23 protein-coding genes and 1 riboswitch are annotated in these 23814 nt (G+C 55.1%); of the genes, 3 read left to right on the top strand and 20 right to left on the bottom strand.

Going from position 1 to position 23814, the window contains the following annotated elements:
- The first annotated feature begins 222 nt into the window (after positions 1-222).
- Entirely contained in the window at positions 223-1050 is an 828-nt protein-coding gene (locus tag DL346_RS21320) for a phytanoyl-CoA dioxygenase family protein (protein ID WP_112884392.1), read from the top strand.
- Positions 1051-1256: 206 nt separating this feature from the next.
- On the opposite strand, the gene DL346_RS21325 is transcribed toward DL346_RS21320, so the two are convergent.
- The 8 genes from DL346_RS21325 to DL346_RS21360 form a co-directional block, all read right to left on the bottom strand.
- A complete protein-coding gene (locus DL346_RS21325) occupies positions 1257-2060 on the bottom strand; it encodes a CPBP family glutamic-type intramembrane protease (RefSeq protein ID WP_112884393.1) in 804 nt (267 codons plus the stop codon).
- 209 nt (positions 2061-2269) lie between these two features.
- Positions 2270-2725, bottom strand: a complete 456-nt coding sequence (locus tag DL346_RS21330; protein WP_133257555.1) for a hypothetical protein — start codon at positions 2723-2725, stop codon at positions 2270-2272.
- A 262-nt stretch (positions 2726-2987) separates the two neighbouring features.
- Positions 2988-3296 (bottom strand): hypothetical protein, encoded by a 309-nt coding sequence (locus DL346_RS21335; protein ID WP_112884395.1) that lies wholly within the window; start codon positions 3294-3296, stop codon positions 2988-2990.
- A 29-nt stretch (positions 3297-3325) separates the two neighbouring features.
- Positions 3326-3736: an NUDIX hydrolase gene (locus DL346_RS21340; protein WP_112884396.1), complete on the bottom strand. Its 411-nt coding sequence runs from the start codon at positions 3734-3736 to the stop codon at positions 3326-3328.
- Positions 3737-3747: 11 nt separating this feature from the next.
- On the bottom strand, positions 3748-4788 hold the full coding sequence (locus tag DL346_RS21345; RefSeq protein WP_112884397.1) for a S66 family peptidase: 1041 nt from the start codon (positions 4786-4788) through the stop codon (positions 3748-3750).
- 19 nt (positions 4789-4807) lie between these two features.
- Entirely contained in the window at positions 4808-5677 is an 870-nt protein-coding gene (locus DL346_RS21350; RefSeq protein WP_112884398.1) for an SDR family oxidoreductase, read from the bottom strand.
- 16 nt (positions 5678-5693) lie between these two features.
- Positions 5694-6662: a phosphotransferase family protein gene (locus DL346_RS21355; protein WP_240633340.1), complete on the bottom strand. Its 969-nt coding sequence runs from the start codon at positions 6660-6662 to the stop codon at positions 5694-5696.
- Positions 6663-6845: 183 nt separating this feature from the next.
- A complete protein-coding gene (locus DL346_RS21360) occupies positions 6846-8633 on the bottom strand; it encodes an ABC transporter ATP-binding protein (protein WP_112884399.1) in 1788 nt (595 codons plus the stop codon).
- Here DL346_RS21360 and DL346_RS29165 point away from each other — a divergent pair.
- Positions 8620-8796 carry a hypothetical protein gene (locus DL346_RS29165; protein WP_165822613.1) on the top strand — a complete coding sequence of 59 codons (177 nt, stop codon included), beginning with the start codon at positions 8620-8622 and terminating at the stop codon, positions 8794-8796. The two genes, DL346_RS21360 and DL346_RS29165, sit on opposite strands and share 14 nt — an antisense overlap.
- A gap of 112 nt (positions 8797-8908) precedes the next feature.
- Here DL346_RS29165 and DL346_RS21365 read toward each other — a convergent pair whose 3' ends face one another.
- The 3 genes from DL346_RS21365 to DL346_RS21375 all read right to left on the bottom strand — a co-directional run bounded on the left by DL346_RS21365 (position 8909) and on the right by DL346_RS21375 (position 12128).
- Entirely contained in the window at positions 8909-10606 is a 1698-nt protein-coding gene (locus tag DL346_RS21365) for an ABC transporter ATP-binding protein (RefSeq protein ID WP_206098571.1), read from the bottom strand.
- A gap of 263 nt (positions 10607-10869) precedes the next feature.
- Positions 10870-11784 (bottom strand): DMT family transporter, encoded by a 915-nt coding sequence (locus tag DL346_RS21370; RefSeq protein ID WP_112884401.1) that lies wholly within the window; start codon positions 11782-11784, stop codon positions 10870-10872.
- Between the two features lie 23 nt (positions 11785-11807).
- Entirely contained in the window at positions 11808-12128 is a 321-nt protein-coding gene (locus DL346_RS21375; protein ID WP_112884402.1) for an MGMT family protein, read from the bottom strand.
- 143 nt (positions 12129-12271) lie between these two features.
- Between DL346_RS21375 and DL346_RS21380 the strand changes: the two genes are divergently transcribed.
- Entirely contained in the window at positions 12272-13504 is a 1233-nt protein-coding gene (locus DL346_RS21380; protein WP_112884403.1) for an aminopeptidase, read from the top strand.
- Positions 13505-13642: 138 nt separating this feature from the next.
- On the opposite strand, the gene DL346_RS21385 is transcribed toward DL346_RS21380, so the two are convergent.
- The 9 genes from DL346_RS21385 to DL346_RS21425 all read right to left on the bottom strand — a co-directional run bounded on the left by DL346_RS21385 (position 13643) and on the right by DL346_RS21425 (position 23749).
- Positions 13643-14365 (bottom strand): amino acid ABC transporter ATP-binding protein, encoded by a 723-nt coding sequence (locus DL346_RS21385; RefSeq protein WP_112884658.1) that lies wholly within the window; start codon positions 14363-14365, stop codon positions 13643-13645.
- Positions 14366-14379: 14 nt separating this feature from the next.
- On the bottom strand, positions 14380-15027 hold the full coding sequence (locus DL346_RS21390) for an amino acid ABC transporter permease (protein WP_112884404.1): 648 nt from the start codon (positions 15025-15027) through the stop codon (positions 14380-14382).
- A gap of 113 nt (positions 15028-15140) precedes the next feature.
- A complete protein-coding gene (locus DL346_RS21395; RefSeq protein WP_240633342.1) occupies positions 15141-15965 on the bottom strand; it encodes a basic amino acid ABC transporter substrate-binding protein in 825 nt (274 codons plus the stop codon).
- A gap of 161 nt (positions 15966-16126) precedes the next feature.
- Entirely contained in the window at positions 16127-18460 is a 2334-nt protein-coding gene (locus tag DL346_RS21400) for a histidine kinase (RefSeq protein ID WP_112884405.1), read from the bottom strand.
- Between the two features lie 171 nt (positions 18461-18631).
- Positions 18632-18786: riboswitch (cyclic di-AMP (ydaO/yuaA leader) on the bottom strand.
- A 206-nt stretch (positions 18787-18992) separates the two neighbouring features.
- Positions 18993-20252 (bottom strand): DUF445 domain-containing protein, encoded by a 1260-nt coding sequence (locus DL346_RS21405; protein WP_165822614.1) that lies wholly within the window; start codon positions 20250-20252, stop codon positions 18993-18995.
- 123 nt (positions 20253-20375) lie between these two features.
- Positions 20376-20726 carry a zinc ribbon domain-containing protein gene (locus DL346_RS29585; RefSeq protein WP_240633343.1) on the bottom strand — a complete coding sequence of 117 codons (351 nt, stop codon included), beginning with the start codon at positions 20724-20726 and terminating at the stop codon, positions 20376-20378.
- Positions 20727-20749: 23 nt separating this feature from the next.
- Complete coding sequence (locus DL346_RS21415; protein ID WP_112884407.1) at positions 20750-21760, bottom strand: FecCD family ABC transporter permease; 1011 nt, start codon at positions 21758-21760, stop codon at positions 20750-20752.
- Positions 21757-22773, bottom strand: coding sequence for a FecCD family ABC transporter permease (locus tag DL346_RS21420; protein WP_112884408.1), 1017 nt, complete (start codon positions 22771-22773; stop codon positions 21757-21759). The genes DL346_RS21415 and DL346_RS21420 overlap by 4 nt, the downstream gene beginning before the upstream one ends.
- 22 nt (positions 22774-22795) lie before the next feature.
- Positions 22796-23749, bottom strand: coding sequence for an iron-hydroxamate ABC transporter substrate-binding protein (locus DL346_RS21425; RefSeq protein WP_112884409.1), 954 nt, complete (start codon positions 23747-23749; stop codon positions 22796-22798).
- Positions 23750-23814 lie beyond the last annotated feature (65 nt).

The following is a 23814-nucleotide window of genomic DNA, read 5'->3' on the forward strand; positions in this document are numbered from 1 at the left end:
GCTCGTTAGCATAGGATCGGAGGCCGTTTTTGCGCAAATAAGCACTACTGGGTTTGTTAGCGGCTCTTAACCGCGGTTTAGGGCATAGGTCGGTTAGCGCGCACAACTCCCCAGTCCGCAACTTAATCTGACTTTTTTACAATTCGGCTCCTCTAGTACAATACAGGCTGAAGCATGCAAGATATAATCAACACATAGCTTGGACACAAGGAGTGAACAACAATGTTGTTGAAATTGACAGAGCAAGAAAAAACTACTGGCGTATTAGAGCAAGAAAAAATAGAGATTGCCGTTGAGCAAATTCGCAAAAACGGATACATTGGCTTCGAGAAAGTACTGTCGGATGAGCAGGTACAGGAATTGAAGGATGCATTTCTTCCGCTCTTTAACGAGTACATCGAACGTAACGGATACAACACAGGCACGAACCGCGCGCAGATGTTTCTGCCTTTCCTACAACCGTTCACGAATGACTATATGGTAGCGAACAAAATCGCGATGCCGATCCTTAAAGAAATTCTAGGGGAAGGCGTACGTTGTACGTACTTTGCTTCGGATACGGCATGCCCGGGTTCCGATTACCAAAACGTGCATTCCGACTTGCCGCCGCTCTTCCCTAATCTTGGCGTAGCGCTTCCGGCATACAGCCTCGTGCTCAACATTCCTCTTGTCGACGTTAACGAAGACAACGGTCCGCTTGAAGTATGGCCAGGCGGTACGCATCTTGACCCGGAGAACACGAAGCATACGTCGATTGACGGCGAAATGCTGCGTGCCGCTCAAGGCATGTACTCCGAGAAAGTGTTCATGCCTGCAGGATCGATCGTCATCCGCGACATCCGCATGTGGCACCGCGGCACGCCGAACCGTACGCAAGCGAACCGTACGAACATCGCGCTGGCTTACCACACCGACTGGTACGGTGCGGGCGGCTCGATCCACATTCCGCAAGAGGAGTACGACCGTGCTTCCAAAGAGGTTCAGCATCTGTTCCGTACCGAAAAAATCGGCGCCCCGGCAAAGATGCCTTGGGAATGTCATTTAAACTAATACTCGCAATCAAAAAACGCCTTTTGTTTAGCCTTCCCCCAGGCCTAGCAAAGGGCGTTTTTAATGGTCCAAAAGTATCCGATCGCGGCCACCCCCATGTCTGGTGGCAGGACGAATCCACCGGCAGATGATCAAAGCCAGTGAGTGAAACAAAGAACCGCGCTGCCTGCGCGGTTCCAATCGCAAAGTGCCGGGGCGCCCCGGCTTCAGGCGGCATCGCGCTTGGCCCCATATGCCAACACGCTGATCACCATATAGATTGCCGAAATGCCGATAATGACCGTAAGCAAAGAGGGATGCAGGCCGCCGAACCAGTCGTAAGCGGCTGTCTTCACAAACGTAAAGAAGATCACGTTAAACGAGCATCCGATCAGAATCACCGACCAGATGGTTTTCAGCCGGATGTACATGTATCCATACAGGAAGCCAAGGCCGATCCCCAGCAGCTGCATGGCAATACCGCCTGGCTGCAGCGCTGCGATGATGATCGAAACGACGAGGACCGTCCAGAAATCAGCCACGTTATGATGCGCTTCATTGAACATAATGCCGATAAACAGAATAAGCTCCAGCGCGGTGCCAATAACGGCGGATGCGATCAAGTAGGCGGCGGGTACGTCGGCATATTGATCGGTAAAACTGGCGAATTCGCTATACCCGTGATGCAGAAGGAGCTTGATCGCTGAAGTGATTAAGAGGGCAAAAGCAGTCCCGACCGTAATCATATGCAGCGACCTGACGGCGGACAGGGGAGCGAACCGCTGCATGCGGATAAAGCCGGGGGAGGAGAGCGGCTTGATCCATGCATATTTGAGCTTAAAAGCAGCCCAGGATAAGGCGATCGCGACAACCAGCACGATAAACACCTGGGCGGGCAGCTGTTCTCCGGTTCCAAAGGTCCCCCAATCGACCAGCGGGTTAACAACCTCATTGTAAATAACAACCGCAAGCACAGTCACGGCAAGATAAAGCAGCACATTCGCAATCATGATCACATAACGTCTGGTCATTTCCGCGCAGCCCCTTCCGGGATCAATTCGGTACAAGACAAGATATTCGCGTGAATGGCGGCTTATTCTTTGCAAGGAATCAAAGTACATCAGCAACCGCGCATGTTAGCGGTAATGTATACGAATAATAGATCTTCTATTTTTACTCCTAAACATGTAAAGAAGGCACTTGCGCATGCAAGTGCCTTAACAATCCCACATAGTCGGCTTCAGACACTTGCAGTACCGTTACTGTTACATCTTACTGTTCCACGAGTCGGAGAGTCCGGAATCATATCAAATGCGCAAAATTGTTTCTTAACCTGATAGGATTCACCTTTTCTAACTACATGGTATTCAACTGGAGGCAAGTCTAAACGACTTGCATATGTCAGTTTGACCGATACTTGGATATCATTAAGATCAGAAGCATCCGTATTTACTATACTATAGTTAATTAAAGCCACACCATCACTGTCCTTTTGTTGCATGATTTCAGTTAGATAATCGTTGATGATCACTTTTGCGGACTCAATGGGAGCCTTTTCGAAGTCTTGAAGGGACATGCTTGTCATCTCTTCTAATGATTTATTAGAACTCTGGGCACTAGCAACTCCAATAGAAGTAATCGTGATGAGAAGTATGACCACCAAAAGAGTTGCAAATTTATCGCTGCGTATTAACATAATTAATTCTCCCTTCAAAAAAACGTTGTTTACCTGTCTATGTACGATGAACCTCTTTATATTATGACAAAATTTAGTCATTTTGGCAACAACGTGCAAAATAACTAAAAGCCGCCTATTGGTTTGCCTTTCTCGAGCCACCTTTGATATTGTTCATAGAATTCTAGAATTTCCAGTCGGTAGCCACCACCCACCGAGCATAAAAAATCGCCCTTTACCTGGCCTCCATAGCCAAACAAAGGGCGATTGCCTAACACGTCGCCTAACCTTCCTCAACATCGGCTTCCAGCTCGGTGGCAACCTCCATCATCTTCGGGATGACCGCATCGTTGCTGCCCGACACGTAAATATCCCCTTGATAATGCCGGAACGGAATCGTCGTACCGCCTACGCGCCATAGAAAAAAATCACCCGGAATCGACACCGTGGTCGAGCCTTTCACCGTATACACCGATGCATATTCAAAATCCGGCTTGGACGCGAAATACTGCTTGCACGCCTCAAGCGTGATGGGCTTCTCCGCCTCATCCCTTGTCTGGTACTCCCTTGTAATCCGATACCGTTTGCTCACTTGCGAATCCACCTCCTAAGCTGTGTTGGTTATAAAAATAGTTCTTTACTCATTTTCACCTGTTCAATCATATGCCCGATATTTCCTTCGCCCGCATAGAGGGTCATGTCGAAGAAATCACGGTCCAGCTCGGACCAGTACAGCTCGTTCTCGTCGCCCGCGATTTCAACGGCATGCTTCAACCGACCGGCATAGACCTCCACGTAGCAATCCTGCACGTAGTAGGTAAAGTCCATGAGATGCTTCAGCACCACGTCATCGGCTGTGATCCCGGTCTCCTCCGCCAGCTCTCTGTATGCTGCGTCAATGCCCGCTTCCCACGGCTCGATCTTCCCGCCTACGAGGTTACTTAGCCCTTTGTATGGCTCCTTTAGCCGAGTGCACATGAGCAGCTTATCCATCTCCGGGCTGTAGATCATCAGCACATTGTAGCCCTGCACAAAATTCCCTCCTAGCTAAAATGCTGCGTAACCGTCCCTCGGCCCGCTTCCACGTCGACCTCAACTTCTGCATATGCTCCATTAATGAACGTGATTTGCGGCGGAACATGCCCGCAATCGATATCGTAGACGACCGGCAAACCCAGCTCCTGCGCCAGATCGCGAAAAACATCCTCGATCGTATAATTTTCGACCGGCCGGTTCGCGGGGCTGCGCCCGAACAGCAAGCCGGAGCAATTCTCGAACCAGCCGGCCAGCTTCATCTGAACAAGCGATCTGCGAACGTCCGCCGTGTTCAATTCGCAGTTCTCCAGATACCACAGCACTTGCTCTCCCGGAATAAAAGCATCCGTGAACCGCTTTACATCGCCGTACGGCGTGCCGATCAGATGCCGGATGACGTCAATGCAGCCGCCGAGCAGCCGCCCTTGAAAGCGGACCTGTCCACCGACAGCCGGCGCCCCGTCCGGCATCATCGTCCGCCAAAACGTCGGTTCCGTCAGGTTGAACACGTTTGGATGGTCGAACTGCCACGCCTTCTGATAGAGGCGCGACGAATGCTGGACGACGGACGTGCCCGCTCCGGCCGACAGAACGGAACGCCACATCGCGGTCGTTTCGTCAAGCGTTTCGCCGCGCAGATCCACCAGATTCGATCCATGCGCCGTTGCGATGCCGGTCTTCAAGGTGATGGCAAGCAGCAGGACGCTTAGGTCGGAGTAGCCCAGCACCCACTTGCACGGCAGGTTGTCCCACTCCACCTGCTCCACCATCTCGATCAACAGCTCGCCGCCCCATGGCGGAATGATCAGATCGACTCCGGCATCCTGGATCATCGCGTTAAACTCTTGCGCACGCTTGGCAGCCGGCGCGGATTTCGCTTTATTTTGCGTCCATGCGGTGTCGCCGTACCGAACTTGAAAGCCGCTAGCATTCAGCCGCTCCCGGGCCCGCTCCAGCAAATGATGCAGGTTGCCCTCCACGCCGGAAGATGGCGCGGTTACGCCGATGGCCGCCCCTTCCTTCAATGAAGGGTATTGAATTCCGCTCATGTTCGTCCTCTCCTCTCGCTCAGATCTCGTAACGGAATCCCGCCGCCTGCTCGCTCCAACTCCAGAACCGGCCCGCTTCCTCGGCGGAATCGGCCAGCTTCGTCACGGCAATCGGCCGCTTCTTATAGAAGTAATTACCAGATTGGCCGCCGACTTCGGCCGCGCTTGCCAGATGGACCGCGGTCGCCGAACCCTCCTCCGCCGATAGGAAGAAGGGGCGCATCAGCTTGTGGAGCGTGCTGCCGAACCCGGTCGAACGGTTCACGCCGAAGTCGGTCGACACGACGCCGGGATGCAGCGTGTAGACCGGTATGCCAGTGCCGCTAAGCCGCCGCGCGAGCTCCTTCGTGAACCATATGTTCGCGATTTTCGATCGGCTGTACGCCCGCCAGGCCGTGAACCCCTTTTTCATTCCGGGATCGTCATAATTCATGGATCCGATTTTGTGAGCGCCGGAAGAGACATTGATGATCCTGGCCGCCTTACTTTGTCGCAGCAACGGCAGCAGCAGTCCCGTCAGCAAATAATGGCCAAGATGGTTCACGCCAAGCTGCCGCTCGAATCCATCCGCCGTCTCCTCCCGCTTCAGCGTCATGACCCCCGCATTGTTGACCAGCACATCAAGACGGCTTGTACGGCTTGCGAGCTCCTCGGCCGCAGCCCGGATGCTGGTAAAGGAGGCCAGATCGCACAGCAGCAGCTCGGCATCCTGCCGTCCCGACTTGCGGTTGACGTAATCGACGGCTGCCTGCCCCTTTTCCCGATTCCGAACCAGCAAATAGACCTTCATGCCATGCTCCGCCGCAAGCAGCGCCGAAGTTGCTCTTCCCATGCCGCCGCTAGCTCCGGTTACGAGCGCAATTCGTTGTCCCCCGTTGTGAACCGCCATCTCCCACCACTCCTCATCAGTTCAGTAATTGAACGCATTGCGTCAAGCTGTCCAGTGTCTCCTCCTGCTGCTTTAGAAGCTGCGCCGTCGTCCATTTGCCGTCCGCTCCCGCCAATCGCTTCAAGTCGCCCGCAATCAGCAGCAGCATCCATAACGAGAACAGCGCAGCGAACAGATAGTAGCCTTGCTTGAAAGACTTCTCCTGGAGACCCGTCACGCCGCTGCCGCTGCTGAGCGCCAAATAGCGATCAAGCAGATGCTCACGCACCGTAATGTTCATCCGTTTCGGAAAATCGGGGTGCGAAGAATCGATGACGTGATACAAGTCCCAATAGCGGCTGTTCACATGCGCATGCTCCCAATCGAGCACCTTGACGATGCCGTTCACCCGCGCATAGTTGCCGAGGTGCAGGTCACCGTGGGACAGCACGCTGCGAGCCCAATTCGCCGTGGCCGTCCCGGAATGGCTTAATGCCGCCAATTCCTTCAGCGTGGCTTGCGGATCGCCAAACTTCCCCGCTAGCGTCTCAGCCAGCTCATCACGCCTTCCTAGCGCCTGCGCGGCAAGCTCCTCGATGTAAGGCTTGGGGCCAAGCAAGGTTTTCTCCCTAAGCGGCTCCGTAGGAAGCGCATGCCACCAAGCGACATGTCCAATCAGTTCGAGCGCCTTGTCTTCTTCGAACCGGTGCGTAAGCGGTCCCAAATCCTCGAACAGCTGCCAGCTTCGATCGCCGGCGGCGGGTCCGGAAGCGGCCAGAAGCTGCGGATAGATCGGCGGAAACGACATGCCCCGCAAAATATGCTCGTACACCCAGCCCTCCTGTCCGAGCTGGGACTCGTTGGTCAGCGGCTTGAAAATATAGCTCTCATCCGGCGTTACATAGACGCGCTCCACACATTTGCCGTTCATGCCCGTATAGAGAACGTCCCTTCTCCATAATCGGCGATCGTCCAGCGTTCCGTCCGGCAATACGATTTCCTTCACGCGCGTCACCCCCTGCCTGGGAAACTCTCCCCTTCTATCGCTTATTGTACATGGAATCCAGACCGGATGAAACGACCGAAACGGTCGAAACGGCCCGAAGGCCGCGGCTCGGCAAGAAATACAGCCGTAAAGCAAAAAAAGCCGCCCGTTAAGGACGGCTTTCTCGACATACAATTGCAATCTTCAAGTCGTTGTGCCTGCCGCCGGGATCGTTGACCCTGTTAAAGCGGCGGAGACATCTTTCTCGCCGGATTGGAGCTGATACATTTTGTAATAACGGCCCTGCAGCGCCATCAGCTCCTTATGGTTGCCGCGCTCCATGATCTCTCCGCGATGCAGCACGAGAATTTGATCGGCTTCGCGGATCGTCGAGAGCCGGTGCGCGATGACAAGCGTCGTGCGCCCTGCGCTTACCACCTTCAACGCCTGCTGGATGAGCCCTTCCGTCTCGCTGTCGATGCTCGCCGTTGCCTCGTCCAGGATCAGTATCGACGGATCGAATGCAAGCGCCCTTGCGAACGAAATAAGCTGGCGCTGTCCGGACGAAAGCGTGCTTCCGCGCTCGACGACCTCTTCATCGTACCCGTTCGGGAGCTGCTCGACGAACGGAGCGGCGCCGACCTCGCGCAGCGCGCTTTTCACCCGGTCGATTGTAATGTCCTTGTTGTACAAGCTGACATTGAATTTTATGTCTCCCGCAAACAAGAACGGATCCTGCAGCACGATACCCATATGCTTGCGCAGCGCCTGCTTCGACATGCCCTTGATATCGCGCCCGTCGATGGTGATGACGCCCGACTGCGGTTCATAAAAGCCCAGCAGCAGGTTCATGACGGAGCTCTTGCCCGAACCCGTATGGCCGACAAGCGCCACGGTCTCGCCTCTTCGCGCCTCGAACGAGATGCCCTTCAGCACATTCTCTCCCTCTTTATAAGCGAAGGTGACGTTATCGAATTTCACGAATCCCTCGGGACGCTGAACGTCAGCGGTTTCCGCGACTTCTTGTCCCTCCATATCCATGATCGCAAATACTTTCTCCGCCGAGACGAAAGCCCGCTGCGCATTTGTCAGCTGATCGAAGATGCCGATGATCGGCAGGAAAACCCGGCTCAAATAATCGATAAACGCATAGAAAACGCCGAACGATATCGCCGTTTGCAGCGATTGGCTGCCGAAATACCAAACCACATACGCCGTTACCAGACTGCCGATCGTACCGACAATATTCCGCGATGACAGCGAGAACACGCGGAACTGCTTCACCTGATTGACATAACGGTCCTCGTTCAACACCTCGAATTCCTCGATCGTCAGCTTCTCCCTGCGAAACGCCTGAATGATCGGCATGACGACAATCGATTCATTGATCATCGCGTTCATGTCGCTGAGCCGGGCGCGCATGATCGTGATGAAGATTTTCGAGTATTTCAAGTGGACGTACATGACGACGACGAACAGCGGCGGTACCAGAAGCGTGAACAGAGCAAGCCGCACGTCCAAAATAAACAGCGCCGTGTAAATCCCCGTCAGCTGCACGAAGCTGACGACGAACGTCGCCATGAAGCTCATGAACAGATCGCGCACGGCCTCCGTATCGTTCGCAACCCGCGATACGACCTGGCCGATCGGCGTATTGTCAAAATACTTCAGCGGAATGCGGCTGATATGCCTCATCAGGTCGATCCGCATATTTTTGATAATGCGCAGGGCGGTCGTCTGCAGCAGGTACGATTGCGTGAAATTGCACACGCTCGCGGCAAGCAGCAGCCCGAAATACAGGCCTAGCAGCTGCAACACGGCGGTTAAGTCGCGTTTATCGAGAGACAGATGCCGGTCGATGATCGTTTTCGTAATGAAAGGTCCGCCGAGCTCGGCGCCGACGGCGCAGCATAGAATGAGCAGCGCCGCGATAATGCGGTATTTGTAGACGAGCGCATAGGCGATGAGCCTTCTCGTCGTGGATGGTTGCATAGGTTCCTCCTATTTCAATGCCCGGACCGGGCTAATTGTGGGCGGCGATGCCGCGGTTCCAAAGCTAGCTCAGGAGCTTATCTTGGAAGCGAACCTCGGATCTGGCTGCGCGGACAGCAGGGATGTGCGGTTTCTGCGCCTAACGGTCATCGATGTCCGTTAGTGGCAGCCTGACGTGGCTTCTGCCGGATCCAGACCTAGCTCGCAACGGCTTCAACATCGCCGTTAACCCTGCCAGGCCTAACTCACTTCGGCTACATAATAGCCGATGCTTGCTATTCTTCCAAGCTAGCCTCCATCTGCTGCCGGTCCCACTGCTGCCGGTACCAGCCGCCGAAGTGCATCAGCTGCTCGTGAGTTCCTTCCTCGGTCACGCGGCCTTCGTCCAGCACCAGAATCCAATCCGCATGGCTGACCGCGGATAACCGGTGCGTCGCGATAAACGTCGTCTTACCGGCCCGCTCTTGGCGGATATTATGGAGAATGCGGCTCTCGGTTCTGGCATCGACCGCGGACAAGGCATCGTCCAGCAGCAAAATTTCCGAATCGATGAGCAGCGCTCTCGCAATGGCCAGACGCTGCTTCTGCCCGCCGGACAGCATGACGCCGTTCTCGCCGACGATGGTGCCGAGCCCCTCGGGCATCGCGGCAATATCGGAGGCAAAGGAAGCCATCTCCACCGCCTTCGCGATTTCCTCCACCGAGGCTTCTGGCTTGCCGAGCGCGATATTGTCGCGGATCGACTTCGAGAGCAGCAGATGCTCCTGCGGCACATAGGCGATCCAGCGCTTTATGCGGTCGAGTGCGATCTGCTCGACAGGCACGCCCGAGATGATCAGCTGCTCCTGCTCGAGCGGATACTGCCGCAGCAGCTGCTTGAGCAGCGTGCTCTTCCCGCTGCCGGTACGGCCGACAATGCCGAGCGTCTGTCCTCGTTCGAGCGTGAACGATACCTGCTGCAAGCTGGGCTGCGTCGCAGCCGGATAAGTGAAGGTTAACCCTTTCATCTCAATTACGGTCGGCACCGCCACATCTGCCGGAGATGCCGCATCTTTCAGATCCGGCTCCTGCTTGAATGCTTGGTCCAGCCGGTCCGCCGAAGCGCTGCCCCGCTGCAGTACGTTGATGAATTCGCCGAAGGAGATCATCGGCCAAATTAACATGCCTAAATAAATATTAAAGGAGATTAACTGTCCCAGCGTGATCTCTTCATGAAAAACCAAATAACTGCCGTAGCCGATGCCGATCGAATAGCTGATGCCGACAATTAGCGAGATCAAAGGCTGAAAGAGCGCATTAAGCACGGAAACTTCGCGGTTGCGGTCCATCACCTCCGTCGTCACGCGGTCGAAGGCGTTCAGATCGGCATTCTCCTGCACGTACGAACGGATGACGCGAATGCCGGAGATGGATTCCAGCGCATGATTGTTCATTTTGCCGAATGCATCCTGAGCGGCCATAAACCGTATCCTTACCCGCTGGCCAAGCTTGTTGATGACAACCGCGAGCAGCGGCAGCGGGATTAACGCAGCCAGCATGAGCTTGTAGTCGATCAGCGAGATCATCATCACGATGACGACCGATGCTCCGACCAGCGTGTTCACGAGCGTCATGACGCCGTAGCCCGCCGTTTGGCCGATAGCCAAAATATCGTTCGTGGCAAGCGCCATCAGCTGGCCCGTATTATTGCGATGGAAGAACGACGGCGTCATGCGGGTCAAATGCGCCAGAAAACGCCCGCGCAGCAGCTTCTCGATCAGCACGGAGTTGCCGAACAGCGTCGTGATCCAAATGTAAACGAGCACGTATAAGAGCAAGGCAAGGCCGACGAGCAACAGGACGGTGCCGCTGAGCTGCGAAGCCGTCAGCGTGTGCTCGCGGATGCGGTCGATCGTATTGCCGATCATTTTGGGTGGCACGGTCTGCAGCAAGCTGACGGTCGTCATTAAGCCGATTGCCAGCGCGTAATGCATCCATCTGAGTTTAAAAAACCATTGAAGCCGTGTTACGAAAGACAAAGTAGCGCCTCCTTTTTTACTGCTCAAAACTGACGATTACGCCTTCAAAGTTCCGCCATCTGGCTTGTAGTAGGTATACTCTGTAGGCACGATGCAAGTTATGCCGTATTCAGGGCATGCTTATTACTAATTTGCCGTAAAATGGATTTTCCCTGCCTGGAGATAAACAAACCCGCTCGGGAGCATGATACCAGCCCCTTAGGCGGGTTGATATTGTTCTATCTTGAAGGAGCCCCCTGCGGCTTAAGCGCAACGGCCCTTCTTGGCTTACGGCCTGCCAGGAAGACGCCGAACAGAATGATGGCGAGTCCGGCGAGCATGTTCCACTTGATCGGTTCGTTCAGAAGAAGCGCTCCCCAGACGAGCGCCGTCGAAGGCACCAAATAGGTGACCATCGAAGCGAATTCGGCGCTTCCCTTCTCGACCATATAGTAGAACAAAATATAGGCAATGCCCGAACCGAGCATCCCGAGTCCGATGATATTAGGGATGTTGCTCATGGATGTCAAATGAGGCCAAGTAACGGATTCCGTAGTGAATGCGAGAGTCCCGCTAAAGACGGTGCTGCTCAGCAGCGTGCCGTATGTAATCTGGTACATGGTACAGCCACGAAGCGACAGCTGCTTGGATAATTGCGAACCCACCGCATAGCAAAATGTGGCTATCATCATGCCGAGCAAGCCGATGCCGTCGATGGAGAGCAAAACGCCCGGCCGGATGCCAAGCAGAATCAGCAGGCCAATCGTTGCGATGCCGATGCCGAGCCACTGCATGCCATGCGACTTGCCCTTAAAGAATAGGATGCCGACAATGATCGTCCACACGGGTGTTGTCGCATTCAAGATCGAAGCCATGCTGCTCGTCAAATGCTGTTCGCTGAAGCCGATCAGCGTCCATGGAAAGGCAGTATTAATCATCGCCATGATAAACATGGCCGGCCACGGGATGGCGCGGAAGCCGAATGGTTTTTTGAAAATGAGCATGATAAGCAGCACTACGACCAGACCGCAGAAAGACCGCAGAAACGCGATGGACCACGGACCGAAGTCATGCAGCAAAACTTTAATGAAGTAAAACGAACCGCCCCAAATGAGACTTAACAGCAGAAGTGCGGCATAAATGAGTCTTGGCAAGCTGAATCCTTCTTTCTATTCCTTTAATCGTTCGGCTCATATGGCTCGAACCTGTATTGCTCTAGATTGATAATGCCTGCGGGACTGACGTAAACGCCTTCCTCCTCGAGCAAAGCCCGCTGCAGGAAGCGGCCTTCATCCTGCCCGATCGCAATTTCGCCCTTGCCGTTAATGACTCGGTGCCAAGGCAGCCCATGCTTCCCGCTCATGGAGTGCAGGATCCTTACCACCTGCCTGGCCCCTCGCGGACTTCCGGCTTGAGCGGCAATCTGGCCGTAGGTCATGACGGTTCCCGGCGGAATGCCCGCAATGACCGAGATAACGCGCTGCGTGAATGGTGTCATGTCGTTCCTCCTTAGTCTCTACTAGTATACACCCTTCAAAGCGGGCACCTGCAACCTTTTAGGATCGTTTCAAGTTCACCTTTAGAGAAATGAAGCGAAAGTATGGTAAAATAAATCTATTCTGTCCAATAGGAGTGAACCCATTGCCAAGTTTCCAAGAAAAACTTGAGCGCTATGCCGCTCTGGCAGTTGAAGTCGGCGTGAATGTGCAGCCCGGTCAAACCCTAGTGATCACTACGTCGATTTCCTGCGCGCCTTTCGTGCGTCTAGTCGTGAAGAAAGCCTACGAAGCAGGCGCAAAGAACGTGCACGTCGAATGGAACGATGATACGATTACCCGTACCAAGTACGAGCTTGCTCCAGACGAAGCCTTTACGGAATATCCGGCGTGGCGCGCGAGGGGCTGGGAGGACATGGCCGCGAACAACGCAGCGTTCCTCAGCATCATCGCCCCGAATCCGGATTTGCTGAAAGGCATCAAGCCGGAGCGGATCGCGAACGCGAACAAGGCGGCAGGCATCGCCCTGAAAACTTGGAGAACCTACACCATGTCGGACAAGGTCAGCTGGTCCATCGTCGCTGTACCGTCGCAGGCTTGGGCGGCCAAAGTATTCCCGGATGTCGAGCCGGACCGCCAAGAGGACACGCTATGGGATGCCATCTTCGCGGCAACCCGCATGAATGAAGAAGACCCGGTCGCAGCGTGGAAAAAGCATATCGAGGTGCTTGACGCGAAAGCGTCCCACCTGAACGAAAAGAAATTCCGCAAGCTGCACTATACCGGTCCGGGCACCGATCTCACGCTTGAGCTGGCACCAGGCCATATCTGGATCAGCGCAGGCAGCGAGAATGCTAAGGGCGATATTTTCGTCGCGAACATGCCGACGGAGGAAGTGTTCACCGCACCGCTGAAAGGCGGCGTGAACGGCACGGTATCCAGCACGAAGCCGCTCAGCTACGGAGGCAACCTGATCAAGGACTTCTCCCTCACGTTCAAGGACGGCAAGATCATCGACGTTCAAGCCGAGGAAGGGCTCGAGGTACTCAAAAACCTCGTCGACACGGACGAAGGCGCCGCGTATCTCGGCGAAGTCGCGCTCGTTCCGCACCGTTCCCCGATCTCCGATACGAACCTCGTGTTCTATAACACGCTGTTCGACGAGAACGCGTCCTGTCACCTGGCTATCGGCAAAGCGTACGCATTCTGTATCGAAGGCGGCAAAACGATGAACGAAGAGGAGCAAATCGCAGCCGGTCTGAATAACAGCCTCGTCCACGTCGATTTCATGATCGGCTCCGCCGAACTGAACATCGAAGGCGAACGCGCCGACGGCACGAAGGAAATGATCTTCCACAACGGAAACTGGGCATTCTAATGAACCCCTCAAAGCCTAGCCGTCACCCCGAAAAGGTGCGGCTAGGCTTTCTATTTATACTGTGGCACTATACATTTCGTTAAACAACGAAAACAGCCAGCTGACGGTGATCCATCACTGGCTGTTTGGCTTTCTTTATTAAAGCACCTTCGACAAGAACGCCTTCGTCCGTTCCTGCTGCGGCCGCTCGAAGATTTGCTCCGGCGTGCCCTGCTCCACGATATAGCCCTGCTCCATGAAGATGACGCGGTCGCCGACCTCGCGGGCGAAGCCCATTTCGTGGGTGACGACGACCATCGTCATCCCTTCCTTGGCAAGCTCCTTCATGACGGCTAGCACCTCGCCGACCATCTCGGGGTCGAGCGCCGATGTCGGCTCGTCGAAGAGCATGATTTTCGGCTCCATCGCGAGTGCGCGCGCGATCGCGACGCGCTGCGATTGGCCGCCGGACAGCGATGCCGGGAAGGCGTTCGCTTTGTCGGCAAGACCGACCTTATCGAGCAGCTCCATCGCTTTGCTTTTCGCCTTTTGCGCTGGCCATTTGCGGATCTGGATCGGTCCGAGCGTAATATTGTCGAGCACCTTCAGATGCGGAAACAGATTGAACTGCTGGAATACCATGCCGACTTCGGTGCGGATCTTGGTGATGCTCGTACTCTTGTCCATGAGCGACTTGCCTTCAATGGCAATGTTGCCGCCCGTCGGCTCCTCAAGCAAGTTCAGGCAGCGAAGAAACGTCGATTTGCCGGACCCGGACGGACCGATGACGACGACGACTTCTTTGCTGTCGATGTCGACCGAAATATTTTTGAGCACGACATTGTCGCCGTATGCTTTCGATAGTTCCGTTACTTCAATAATAGGCTTCATGTGCCTTACACCTTCCTTTCCACAGCAGCCAGAAGCTTGCTCAAGAAGTACGTAAGAACGAAATAGATAAACGCAGCCGCTAAGTATGGCTCCCATACGCGGATGTACTGTGCTTTCATCGCGTTGCTCCAGTACATGATCTCAGGCGCGGTAATGAGCGCAACCAGAGAGGAGTCCTTCACAAGCACGATAAATTCGTTGCCGAACGCCGGAATCATCCGTCTGATCGCCTGCGGCAGGATGACGAAGCGCATCGCTTGGGCATGGGTCATGCCGAGCGATTTGGCCGCTTCCATCTGGCCTTTGTCGATCGACTGAATGCCGGCTCTATAAATTTCAGCCGTGTAGGCTGCTGCATTCAAAGATAGAGCGGTAATGGCCGCGATCAACGCGTTTGTCTTACCGTAAAGGAGCGGAATGAGTCCGAAGTGCACGATATAGATCTGCACGAGGAGAGGCGTTCCGCGGAAGAAGTTCACGTACGACTGCATCGGCCAGCGAAGAAACCGGCGCGAGGACATTTTGCCAAAGCTTACGCCAAGTCCGAGAATCGAGCCCAGCAGGATACTCGAGATCGAAATGGCGATCGTATACAGCGTCCCCTTAAGCAGAAGAGGCGCGTAGTCCCAAATAATATCAAATCTGAAATCCATTCGAATTCGCCCTTTCGTTGTCTATAACCGAATGATGGGCGGCGAACGGACTCACCTGCTCGCACCCAAACTAACAAAAAGGCATGCGCAGTTGCGCATGCCCTTGGCGCCTCTTACTTCGCGTTCAGCAGATTCGCCGTATTTGGCTCCTCACCGAACCATTTCTTGTACAATTCCGCATACTTGCCATTCTCGATTACAGCTTTGATTGCCGGGTCCAATTTCGCCTTCAGGTCGCTGCCTTTAGGGTACAGGATGCCGTAGTACTCGGGAGTGAAGTTCGTTGTATCCGAAACTTCGACGTATTTCTTGTCCGGGTTCTTCTTGATATAATCGCGAACGATTGCGATATCCGCTACAACCGCATCCGCGCCGCCTTGATCAAGCTCAAGCAAAGCAACGGCGTTGTTGTCGAATTTTTTCAGATCGGTATTTCCTTCGCCCATAATGCCCGTCATGAGAATATCGGCCGTCGTGCCGCTTTGAACGGCAACCTTCTTGCCTTTCAAATCAAGCGCGCTCTTGATGTCACTGCCTTCCTTCACCATAATGACGTTGATGGATTCGAAATAAGGCATCGAGTAATCGTAAGTTTGCTTACGTTCATCAGTGATCGAAATGCTGGAAATGCCGGCTTGGAATTCATTGGCTTGCTTCACGCCTTCAAGCATGCCGTCCCAGCCCGTGTGCTTCACTTCGTGTTTCAGACCTGCCTCTTGCATGACAAGATCAAGAAATTCGATGTCAAAGCCAGTGATGTTGTCCTTGTCCATGTATTCCATAGGAGCGTAGGCCGCATCTGTTGCAAACATATATGTCACATCTTCGCTGCTGTTGCCGGCCTCACTACCTGCATTATTCGAGTTTTTCGCTCCGCAGCCGGAGAGAACAACCGCAGCGACAAGAGTAAGAATAGCAATAAAATACCACTTTTTCAATTCTAGTACCCCCTATTAGTTTCTTTAGCACAGAAAAGATTCTACCAAGAATCGAGGGGCGTTTCAATTTAAATTTTTAAATTGTCAGCTATTCTCACATATTACCATATTTATATGTTTATCCAAGTTAGTGTATAAATGATAACCTCAATGCCGCGATTCTATTCGTCTCCAAGAGCAATGTTTGGATTAAAATCCGCGACGACGAGCACATCCATGTGTCGTCCTTCCCTCAAAATCGTATCGACTACCGGTTTATTCCTCAGCTTGCTCCAGAACCCGCGGCCGGATTGGCCGAGAATGATCTGCGTACTCTTGAGCGCATTCGCTTTTGCCAACAAAGCATCCGGAACGGCGCTGTGCGAGGATACGCGTTCCACCTCGAACGTGCCGCCGAGACGGGCCGTCAGCTCCTTAAGCTCCTCGATCCGCTGCTCCTCGTTCGGCCCAACCTCCGTTTGCACATAATGAACATGCCAATCCGCCTTCAGTCTGTGCGCGATGCGGAAGCCGCGCCGAATGAGCCGCTCCGCCCGCTCGCTCAGCGTAACCGCGACGAAAATCGATTCATGGCGCCGCGCCGGGCCGCGAAGCGAACCGTTGCGCTCCCAGGACTCCAGCCGCTCATCGACATCGTCGGCGATTTCCCGCAGCGCGAGCTCGCGCAGCGCGATCAGGTTGCCCGTTTTGAAGAAGCCGCAAAGCGCGCCCTCCACGTCCTCCGGTTTATAAATGTGGCCCTCCTGTATCCGCTGCCGCAGCGTGTCCGGCGACACATCGATGAGCTCGACTTCATCGGCGAGCCTGAGAATCGAATCGGGAACGGTTTCTTCCACAGCCGTGCCCGTAATTTGCTCCACGGCATCCTTCAAGCTTTCCAGATGGTGCACGTTCATCGTCGCGATGACGGATATGCCTGCGTTCAGAATCTCCTGCACATCCTCATAGCGCTGCTTATTGCGGCTGCCCGGCGCATTCGCGTGGGCCAGCTCATCGATCAGCACGACCTCAGGATTCCGCGCGATAATGGCGGCGACATCCATCTCGGAATACAGCGTCCCATCTTGATCAATCGTTAGCCGCGGCACGAGTTCAAGTTTGCCAGCCTGAACCAGCGTTTCGGCGCGGTCGTGCGTTTCCATTAGGCCGATGACGACGTCAATGTTCCTGCGCAGCAAGTCGTTGCCCTCGCGCAGCATCATATACGACTTTCCGGCTCCAGGCGCTGCACCGACGTAGACCTTGAACTTGCCCCTTCGGATGCGCTCGATCTTCTTCTCGACCTCTTGCGTGCTTAGCCGGCGGTAAGGCTCGGAAGTCTGCTTCGACGACGACTTGCGCATCGTCGGCAGCACCCGCTCGCCTTCATTCGCCGCGCGGTCAGCCATGAAGAAGACGTCGATGTTGCGCATATGCTTCAGCACGCTGCCCGCGATGGAGCCCTGCCAAAATTCCTGCTCCCGCGTTTGCTTAGAATGGCCCATAACGATGCGGGTCGCATTGATTAGCATGGCATATTTAATGAGCGCGCTCGGAACCTGCCTTCTGCTATTAACCGCGATTTCACGGAATCCGGCGTCCACTTTCTCGGTCAGCTGCAGAATGGACTTTTTAAAATCATCCCGCTCCTTCGTCGGCTCCTGGCTGGTATCCGCAAAAACGACAACCTGCAGGTCGCCGCCGAGCCGCTTGGCGATTTGCTGGCCGCGTCGGATGTAGATCGAGGCGTTCCAGTGGTACTGCGCCGCCACAAGAATGCGCTCCCCCGCACCGGATGGACCGAAGAAGCCCTGCTCCTCGCGGTATTTCTCCAGCGACTCGTTGACACCCTCGGCCATGAGCCGCAGCGAAAGCTCTCTAAGCTTGCCTAGGTTGCCGCGTTTGAGAAGCGCGGGGTCTTGAATATTGCGAAGCCGACCCTCGTTCAGGCGGGTCAAAATCGTCTCAGGCGACACGTCAATGAGCTGAACCTCATCGGCAAGCTCCAGCAAATCCGCGGATACGGTACATTCCGCCTCGATGCCCGTCAGCTTCTGCGCGAGCTCGGTCACGCCTTCAAGCTCGTAAACGTTAACCGTTGTAATGACGCTGATTCCGTTGCTCAGCAGAAACTGGATATCTTCGAGCCTCGTCGGAAACTTCGCATCAGGGCGGTTCTCATGCGCCAGCCCGTCTACGAGCACCACCTCCGGGTTCCGCTCAAGGATCGCGTCCAGATTCAAATCCTTCTTCTCCACGTCGCCCTTATGCCAATGAATGCTCGGGATCCGTTCCAAACCTTCAAGCTGCTCGACCGTCTCCGGCCGGCGCTTCGTCGAAACCGCGCAGACGACGACCTCGATCCCCTGCTGCTTTAGCGCGTGGCCTTCGAGAAGCATGTGATAGGTTTTGCCTGAGCCGCTGACTGCGCCAACATAAATTTTCAGACGGCCGCGATGGATTTTGGAGATGGATAAGAGCAATTCCTCCGGGGTTCTGCGGCGGTAACCAGCCATAACAACTTCGCCTTCCTTCCTACACCTATAAACTTACATATTAATAGCAAACTTATGCTTCAAGCCGCACAAAAAAGAAGCCTGCAAAAGGATTGCCTCTAGGAACAGAGGAACGCCTTTCGCGGCTTCTAGGCACAAATTATCATCAAGTGTCTATATGCACGAACAATCGTTGCCTCTCTTATTACGCTTACGAGGTTAGCTGACGGATTCGGGCGTAAGAGTCGCCCTACTCGAAGCCGCCGTCTGTACGGCACTGCTGCGAGATTCACCCCAGTTGATTGGTTCCCCCGATTTCCAGAATAGAAATTCAGCGTGATAACGATGAAACATGACTCGTATGTTACGCCTGCACATGCGGTTTGTAAAGATAGACCGCAAACGGTCTCGTTCTTATTTCCCGCCAAGCAGTCTCAAAATAACGCTTACAACCGAGCAGATCGCAAGCAGCCTCGTTCTACCTCACTAATTCGCCGTTTTACATAATTATGCGCGATTAGGTTCAGGAAAAACGCAGCTGCAGGCGGATAGATCAACTATAACCGGTGATCATTTCGACGGATCTCAGCAGCAGGCCGATCAGGAAGCCGCACAGCGCGCCGTTGACGCGAATCCACTGCAAATCCTGCCCGACCTTATCTTCGATCAGCTCTACGAGCTGGTCATTGTCCAGCCGGTCGAGGTTCTCCTTCACGAATGAGCCGATCTTCACATGGTTGCGTTCGATGAGTCCGGCCACTTGTTCCTTAAGCCAATGCTCCGCGCCGCGAATCAGCCCTTCGTTCTCCTCCAACCGATCCAGCAGACGCTCGATCAACGGCCATGCTTTGGCAGCAAAATCCTCCGAATGGGCAAACCCGATGCCCTTCTCCCGCCAAGTCTCGAGCAGCCGCGTCAGCTCGCCGTCCAAGTCAAAGGAGGCTAACAGCTCGTCGCGCATCGCAAGCAGCTGACCGGTTTCGGACAATTGCGAGATGACCGTCTCGAGCCCCTCAAGCAGATGCTTCTTGATGGCAACGCGCTGCTCATTATGGTGGATCTTGAGCTCGCGAACCTTCATGAGCGCGAAAGACTGCAGCATCGTACCCACGCGGTCTTCATCCAAATAACCGATAAACGCGTTGACCGCAAACTGCATGAGGCCGCCCAAATTCATCCCCTGCACAAGCTTCATCACCGCATTGCCGAGCTCTCGGCGCATACCTTCCGTACTTACCCATACTTCAGCGCGTTCAAGCAGCAAATCAAGCAGCCGATCGTCCGTGCCGTTCTCCTTCGCATTCCGCAGGAAGCCGCGCAGCGCCGCTTCCAGATCGATCCGCTCCACCGCGGAGCGGATTTCGCCGGAAAGCAGCGGCACCGCCTTCTCTGCCGGCACGCTCCGCAGCGCGCCTTCGAGCACATGCGGCAAGCGCTCGCTGTGAACCGCCGCATGCAGCCCCTGCCTGATCGCCGGCAGCAGCTGCTGCGCCAAGTCGAGCTGCCGCAGCTTCTCGAGCATGCTCTCCTTCGCGAGCAGCCGCTCCTCTAGGACGCGCACGATGCCGTCCGACATCTTATTGCGGTTGCGCGGCAGCAGCGCCGTATGCGGAATCGGGATGCCGAGCGGGTGGCGGAACAGCGCCGTGACGGCAAACCAATCCGCGAGACCGCCGATGACGCCCGCTTCGAAGCCGGCATGCAGCAAGCTGAGTCCGCCTTCGCGAAACGGAAGCGTTGCCGCGAAGCCGGCCGCCATGATGCCGAGCGATATATTGGCAAGCTGTTTGTTTTTTCGTGAGTCCTTCGCCATGATCTTCCTCCTAGCAGTGCTACTTACACCATACCACTTCATCCGGATCACTTGCAAAAACGCCCGTCCACAATAAAAGGCAAGCCTGCTAGGCCTGCCTCAAGTTTCGATGCGCGTTTGCCGTCAGCTCTTCCAGCGCTCCAGCTTATGAATGCCCCGAGTGAACAGGCCGGTCATGAATCTCGGAAACCCCATGCTGACGAGCTTCTCCCGCACCCGCTCCTTCATGCCTTCCGCCGTTATATCCGGCAGCGTGAACTTGCCGTCTGCGTAGCAGTGGATGCAGTACTTCATGCTCTTCGTCCCGTTCGCTTCCGTTCCGTTCTTATCGCCTTTCGCGATCGGCATGCCGCAGCTTTGGCAGTTTTTTATGCCGCGCTCATTCGTTTGCACCGCCTTATGGATAATGTTGGCTTCATTATATGCTTTTTGACCGGGCTTGTACATCTGGACAAAACCGGCCTGAGCCTCCATTTTCGGATGCTCCGCCGGTCTTTTTATTTCTTCAGCAGCAGGTACACAAAATACGGCCCGCCGATGAGCGCGATCATAATTCCCGCCGGGATGCCTTCCGGCCCTGCGATGTTGCGGCCGATGGTATCGGCCAGCAGCAGCAGCCACCCTCCCATGAGGATGGAGACCGGCACGAACAATTGAACCCTAGTTCCGACCAGCGCCCTCGCGATGTGAGGTGCCATTAGCCCGACAAACGCAATGCCACCGGTAACGGAAACCGCGGCGGCTGCCATCGCGACGGATGCGATCAGCAAGACCATCCGTTCCCGGTTCACCGCTACCCCCGACCCTATCGCGGAAGCTTCGCTCAGCGACAGAAGATTAAGCGCGTTAGCCTTCAACAGCGTGAATGGAATCAGAACGGCCAGCCATGGCAGCAGCGCCCAAATGAATGGCCAATCCGTTCCCCAGATGTTGCCCGCGAGCCATTTTGCTATAAAATCGACCTTCATCCGATCCGCCGACGAGATGACGACGATCATCGCCCCGGAGAGCGCCATCGCAAACCCGACCCCGACGAGCACCAGCTTCACGGGATGCAGTCCCTCGTTTCGGCTGTACGCGAACAGGTAAATAAGCAGCGTGGTAAGGAGAGCGCCTGCAAACCCGACCAACGGGAGCAGGTACACGAACGAACCCGGATCCTCGATCGGCACGTACAAGAAGAACACCGCGATCGCGAAGCCGGCTCCGGAATTGATGCCGATGACGCCCGGATCCGCAAGATCGTTGCGCGTGATCCCCTGCAGGATTGCGCCGGACAGCGCCAGCGCCATGCCCGAGAGCAGCGTGACGATGATGCGCGGAAGCCGGATGTCGAACAGCACGAAATGCTCCTTGAACGTGCCATGGCCGAAGAGAGTCGGAAGCAATCGGCTAAACGACAGCGAAGCGTAGCCAAGATTCATGCCGATGACGACCGTGGCCAGAATCAGGAGCAGCAGCGCCGCGACGACGACCCGCTGTTTTCTCGCTAATGCAGCATCCATCATGATTGCAGCTTGACTCCTTTCCGTACGATGAACAGAAAGAACGGCAATCCGAGCATCGCGATAATTGCCACTACTGGCGTTTCGTAAGGGGCGTGGATCGTGCGTCCGACCGTATCCGCAAGCAGCATGAAAATCGCTCCCCAGATGGCTGCCATCGGAATAACGGCGCGGTAATCGGTGCCGAACATCGCTCGCACGATATGGGGAATCATCAAGCCGATAAAGGCCAGATTGCCGACCAAGGCGACGGCGGCGCCGGCTAGAAGCGTGATGACGGCGTATAGCACGATTTTGATATAAACCGTCCGCAAGCCCAGTCCCACCGCCACCTCTTCGTTCAAGCTGAGGATCGTCAGCTGCTTCGACAGCGCAACAGCGATGGCGATGCCGGCCAGAATGAACGGCGCGATCGCCCCGACCTGCCCCCAAGTCGTGCCTACCAATCCGCCGGCCGTCCACATCGTCACATCTTTGGAGATTTTGAACAACAAGCCGGCGCCGTCCGACACCGCATACAGAAAGGCCGAAACGGCGGAGCCGGCAAGAACCAGCCGAAGCGGAGACAAGCCCCCTTTCTTGACCGCGCTAATGCCAAGTACGAACAGCGTCCCGCAGGCGGCCCCGATAAAGCAAGCGACCATGATGGCAAAATAACCCACTGACGGGAAAATAGAAACCGTCAACGCAAGAGCAGCGCTGGCGCCGGCTGTTAGCCCTAGCAAGCCAGGATCGGCGAGCGGGTTGCGCGTCAGTCCCTGCATGATGGAGCCGGATACGGCTAGCGCGGCACCGACGAGCATGCTTGCGACCTCGCGCGGGTAGCGGATTTCGCGGATCATCGTGACGGTATCCCCGGACTGGCGGGTGAACAGAACCCGCCATAGATCTTGGAGCGTCACGTCGGCCGCTCCAAGAAGCATCGCGGCCGTAAACATGCCCGCCAGCGCAATCAGGCCTGCGGTTAGCTTGAGCATGAAGGCCGCGGTGCGCCGTTGTTGTCGTTGAGTTCTCATCGATACCTCATCTTTTCCTGATTTATTCGCCGCCTAGAATGCCTTTCGTCAGCTGCTCCAGCTGGAAGTCCAGCGTCAGCGCGTCATTGAAATAGAACTCCTTCGCGTCCACCTCGATGACGTGGTTGTTCTTCACCGCATTGGTGTTTTTGTACGTATCGGTATTCTGGAACGAATTGTCCGCATCGGCGTTCTTGCTGAACACGACGTAATCGCCCATGTAATCCGGAAGCACTTCGGAGGACAACGCATAATAGCCGTCTTTGTCCGTCATTTCCTTCACCTTCGCCGGCATTGCCAGCCCCATCGCTTGGTACAGAATTTCCGTGCCGCGGCCCCAATGGTCGCCGAAGACGTACAGCTGCTTGTCGAAGGTTTCGATAACCGAAATCGTTTTGTCCGCGCCGATCTTCGCCTTGATCTCCTCGCCCGCCTTCGCCGCGCGCTGCTTGAAATCGTCGATCCATGCTTGCGCTTCCTTCTCCTTATTGAGCAGCTTGCCGATTTCAAGGTGCTGGGTCAGGTAGTCTACTTTGCCGTACGTATAGACGACCGTCGGAGCAATTTCTTTCAGCTTATCTACGTTCTTCACATTGTCTAGACCGATGATCAAGTCAGGCTTCAGCTCCAAAATTCGCTCCAGATTCTCATCCGTCACTTCCGCAACGTTCTTCAGCTTATCTTGGAAGCGCGGGTTCATCTTGGACCAGGCGTCCACGCCGACCAGATTAACGCCAAGCGACATGACATCGCCCGCATAAGACGAAAGGACGATGACGCGCTGCGGGTTGGCCGGAACTTCGACAGGGCCGCTCTGGGACTGGTACGTAATCGTGCCGGCAGCTTCTTCAGCAGCGGACGCATTGGACGAATCCGTGTTGGATGCCGTGCTGCCGCTGTCGTTCGCGCCATTGCTGCCGCAGGCACTTAGCACAAGAATTAACAAGGCAATAACCGGAATTAACATTTTGTTCACTTGATTTCCCCTACTTTCGTTGTATGATAATGGTGTTGACTTTATTGATAATGATTATCAGTATC

The organism is Paenibacillus montanisoli (genome assembly GCF_003268025.1).
GTDB classification, from domain to species: Bacteria; Bacillota; Bacilli; order Paenibacillales; family Paenibacillaceae; genus Paenibacillus_Z; species Paenibacillus_Z montanisoli.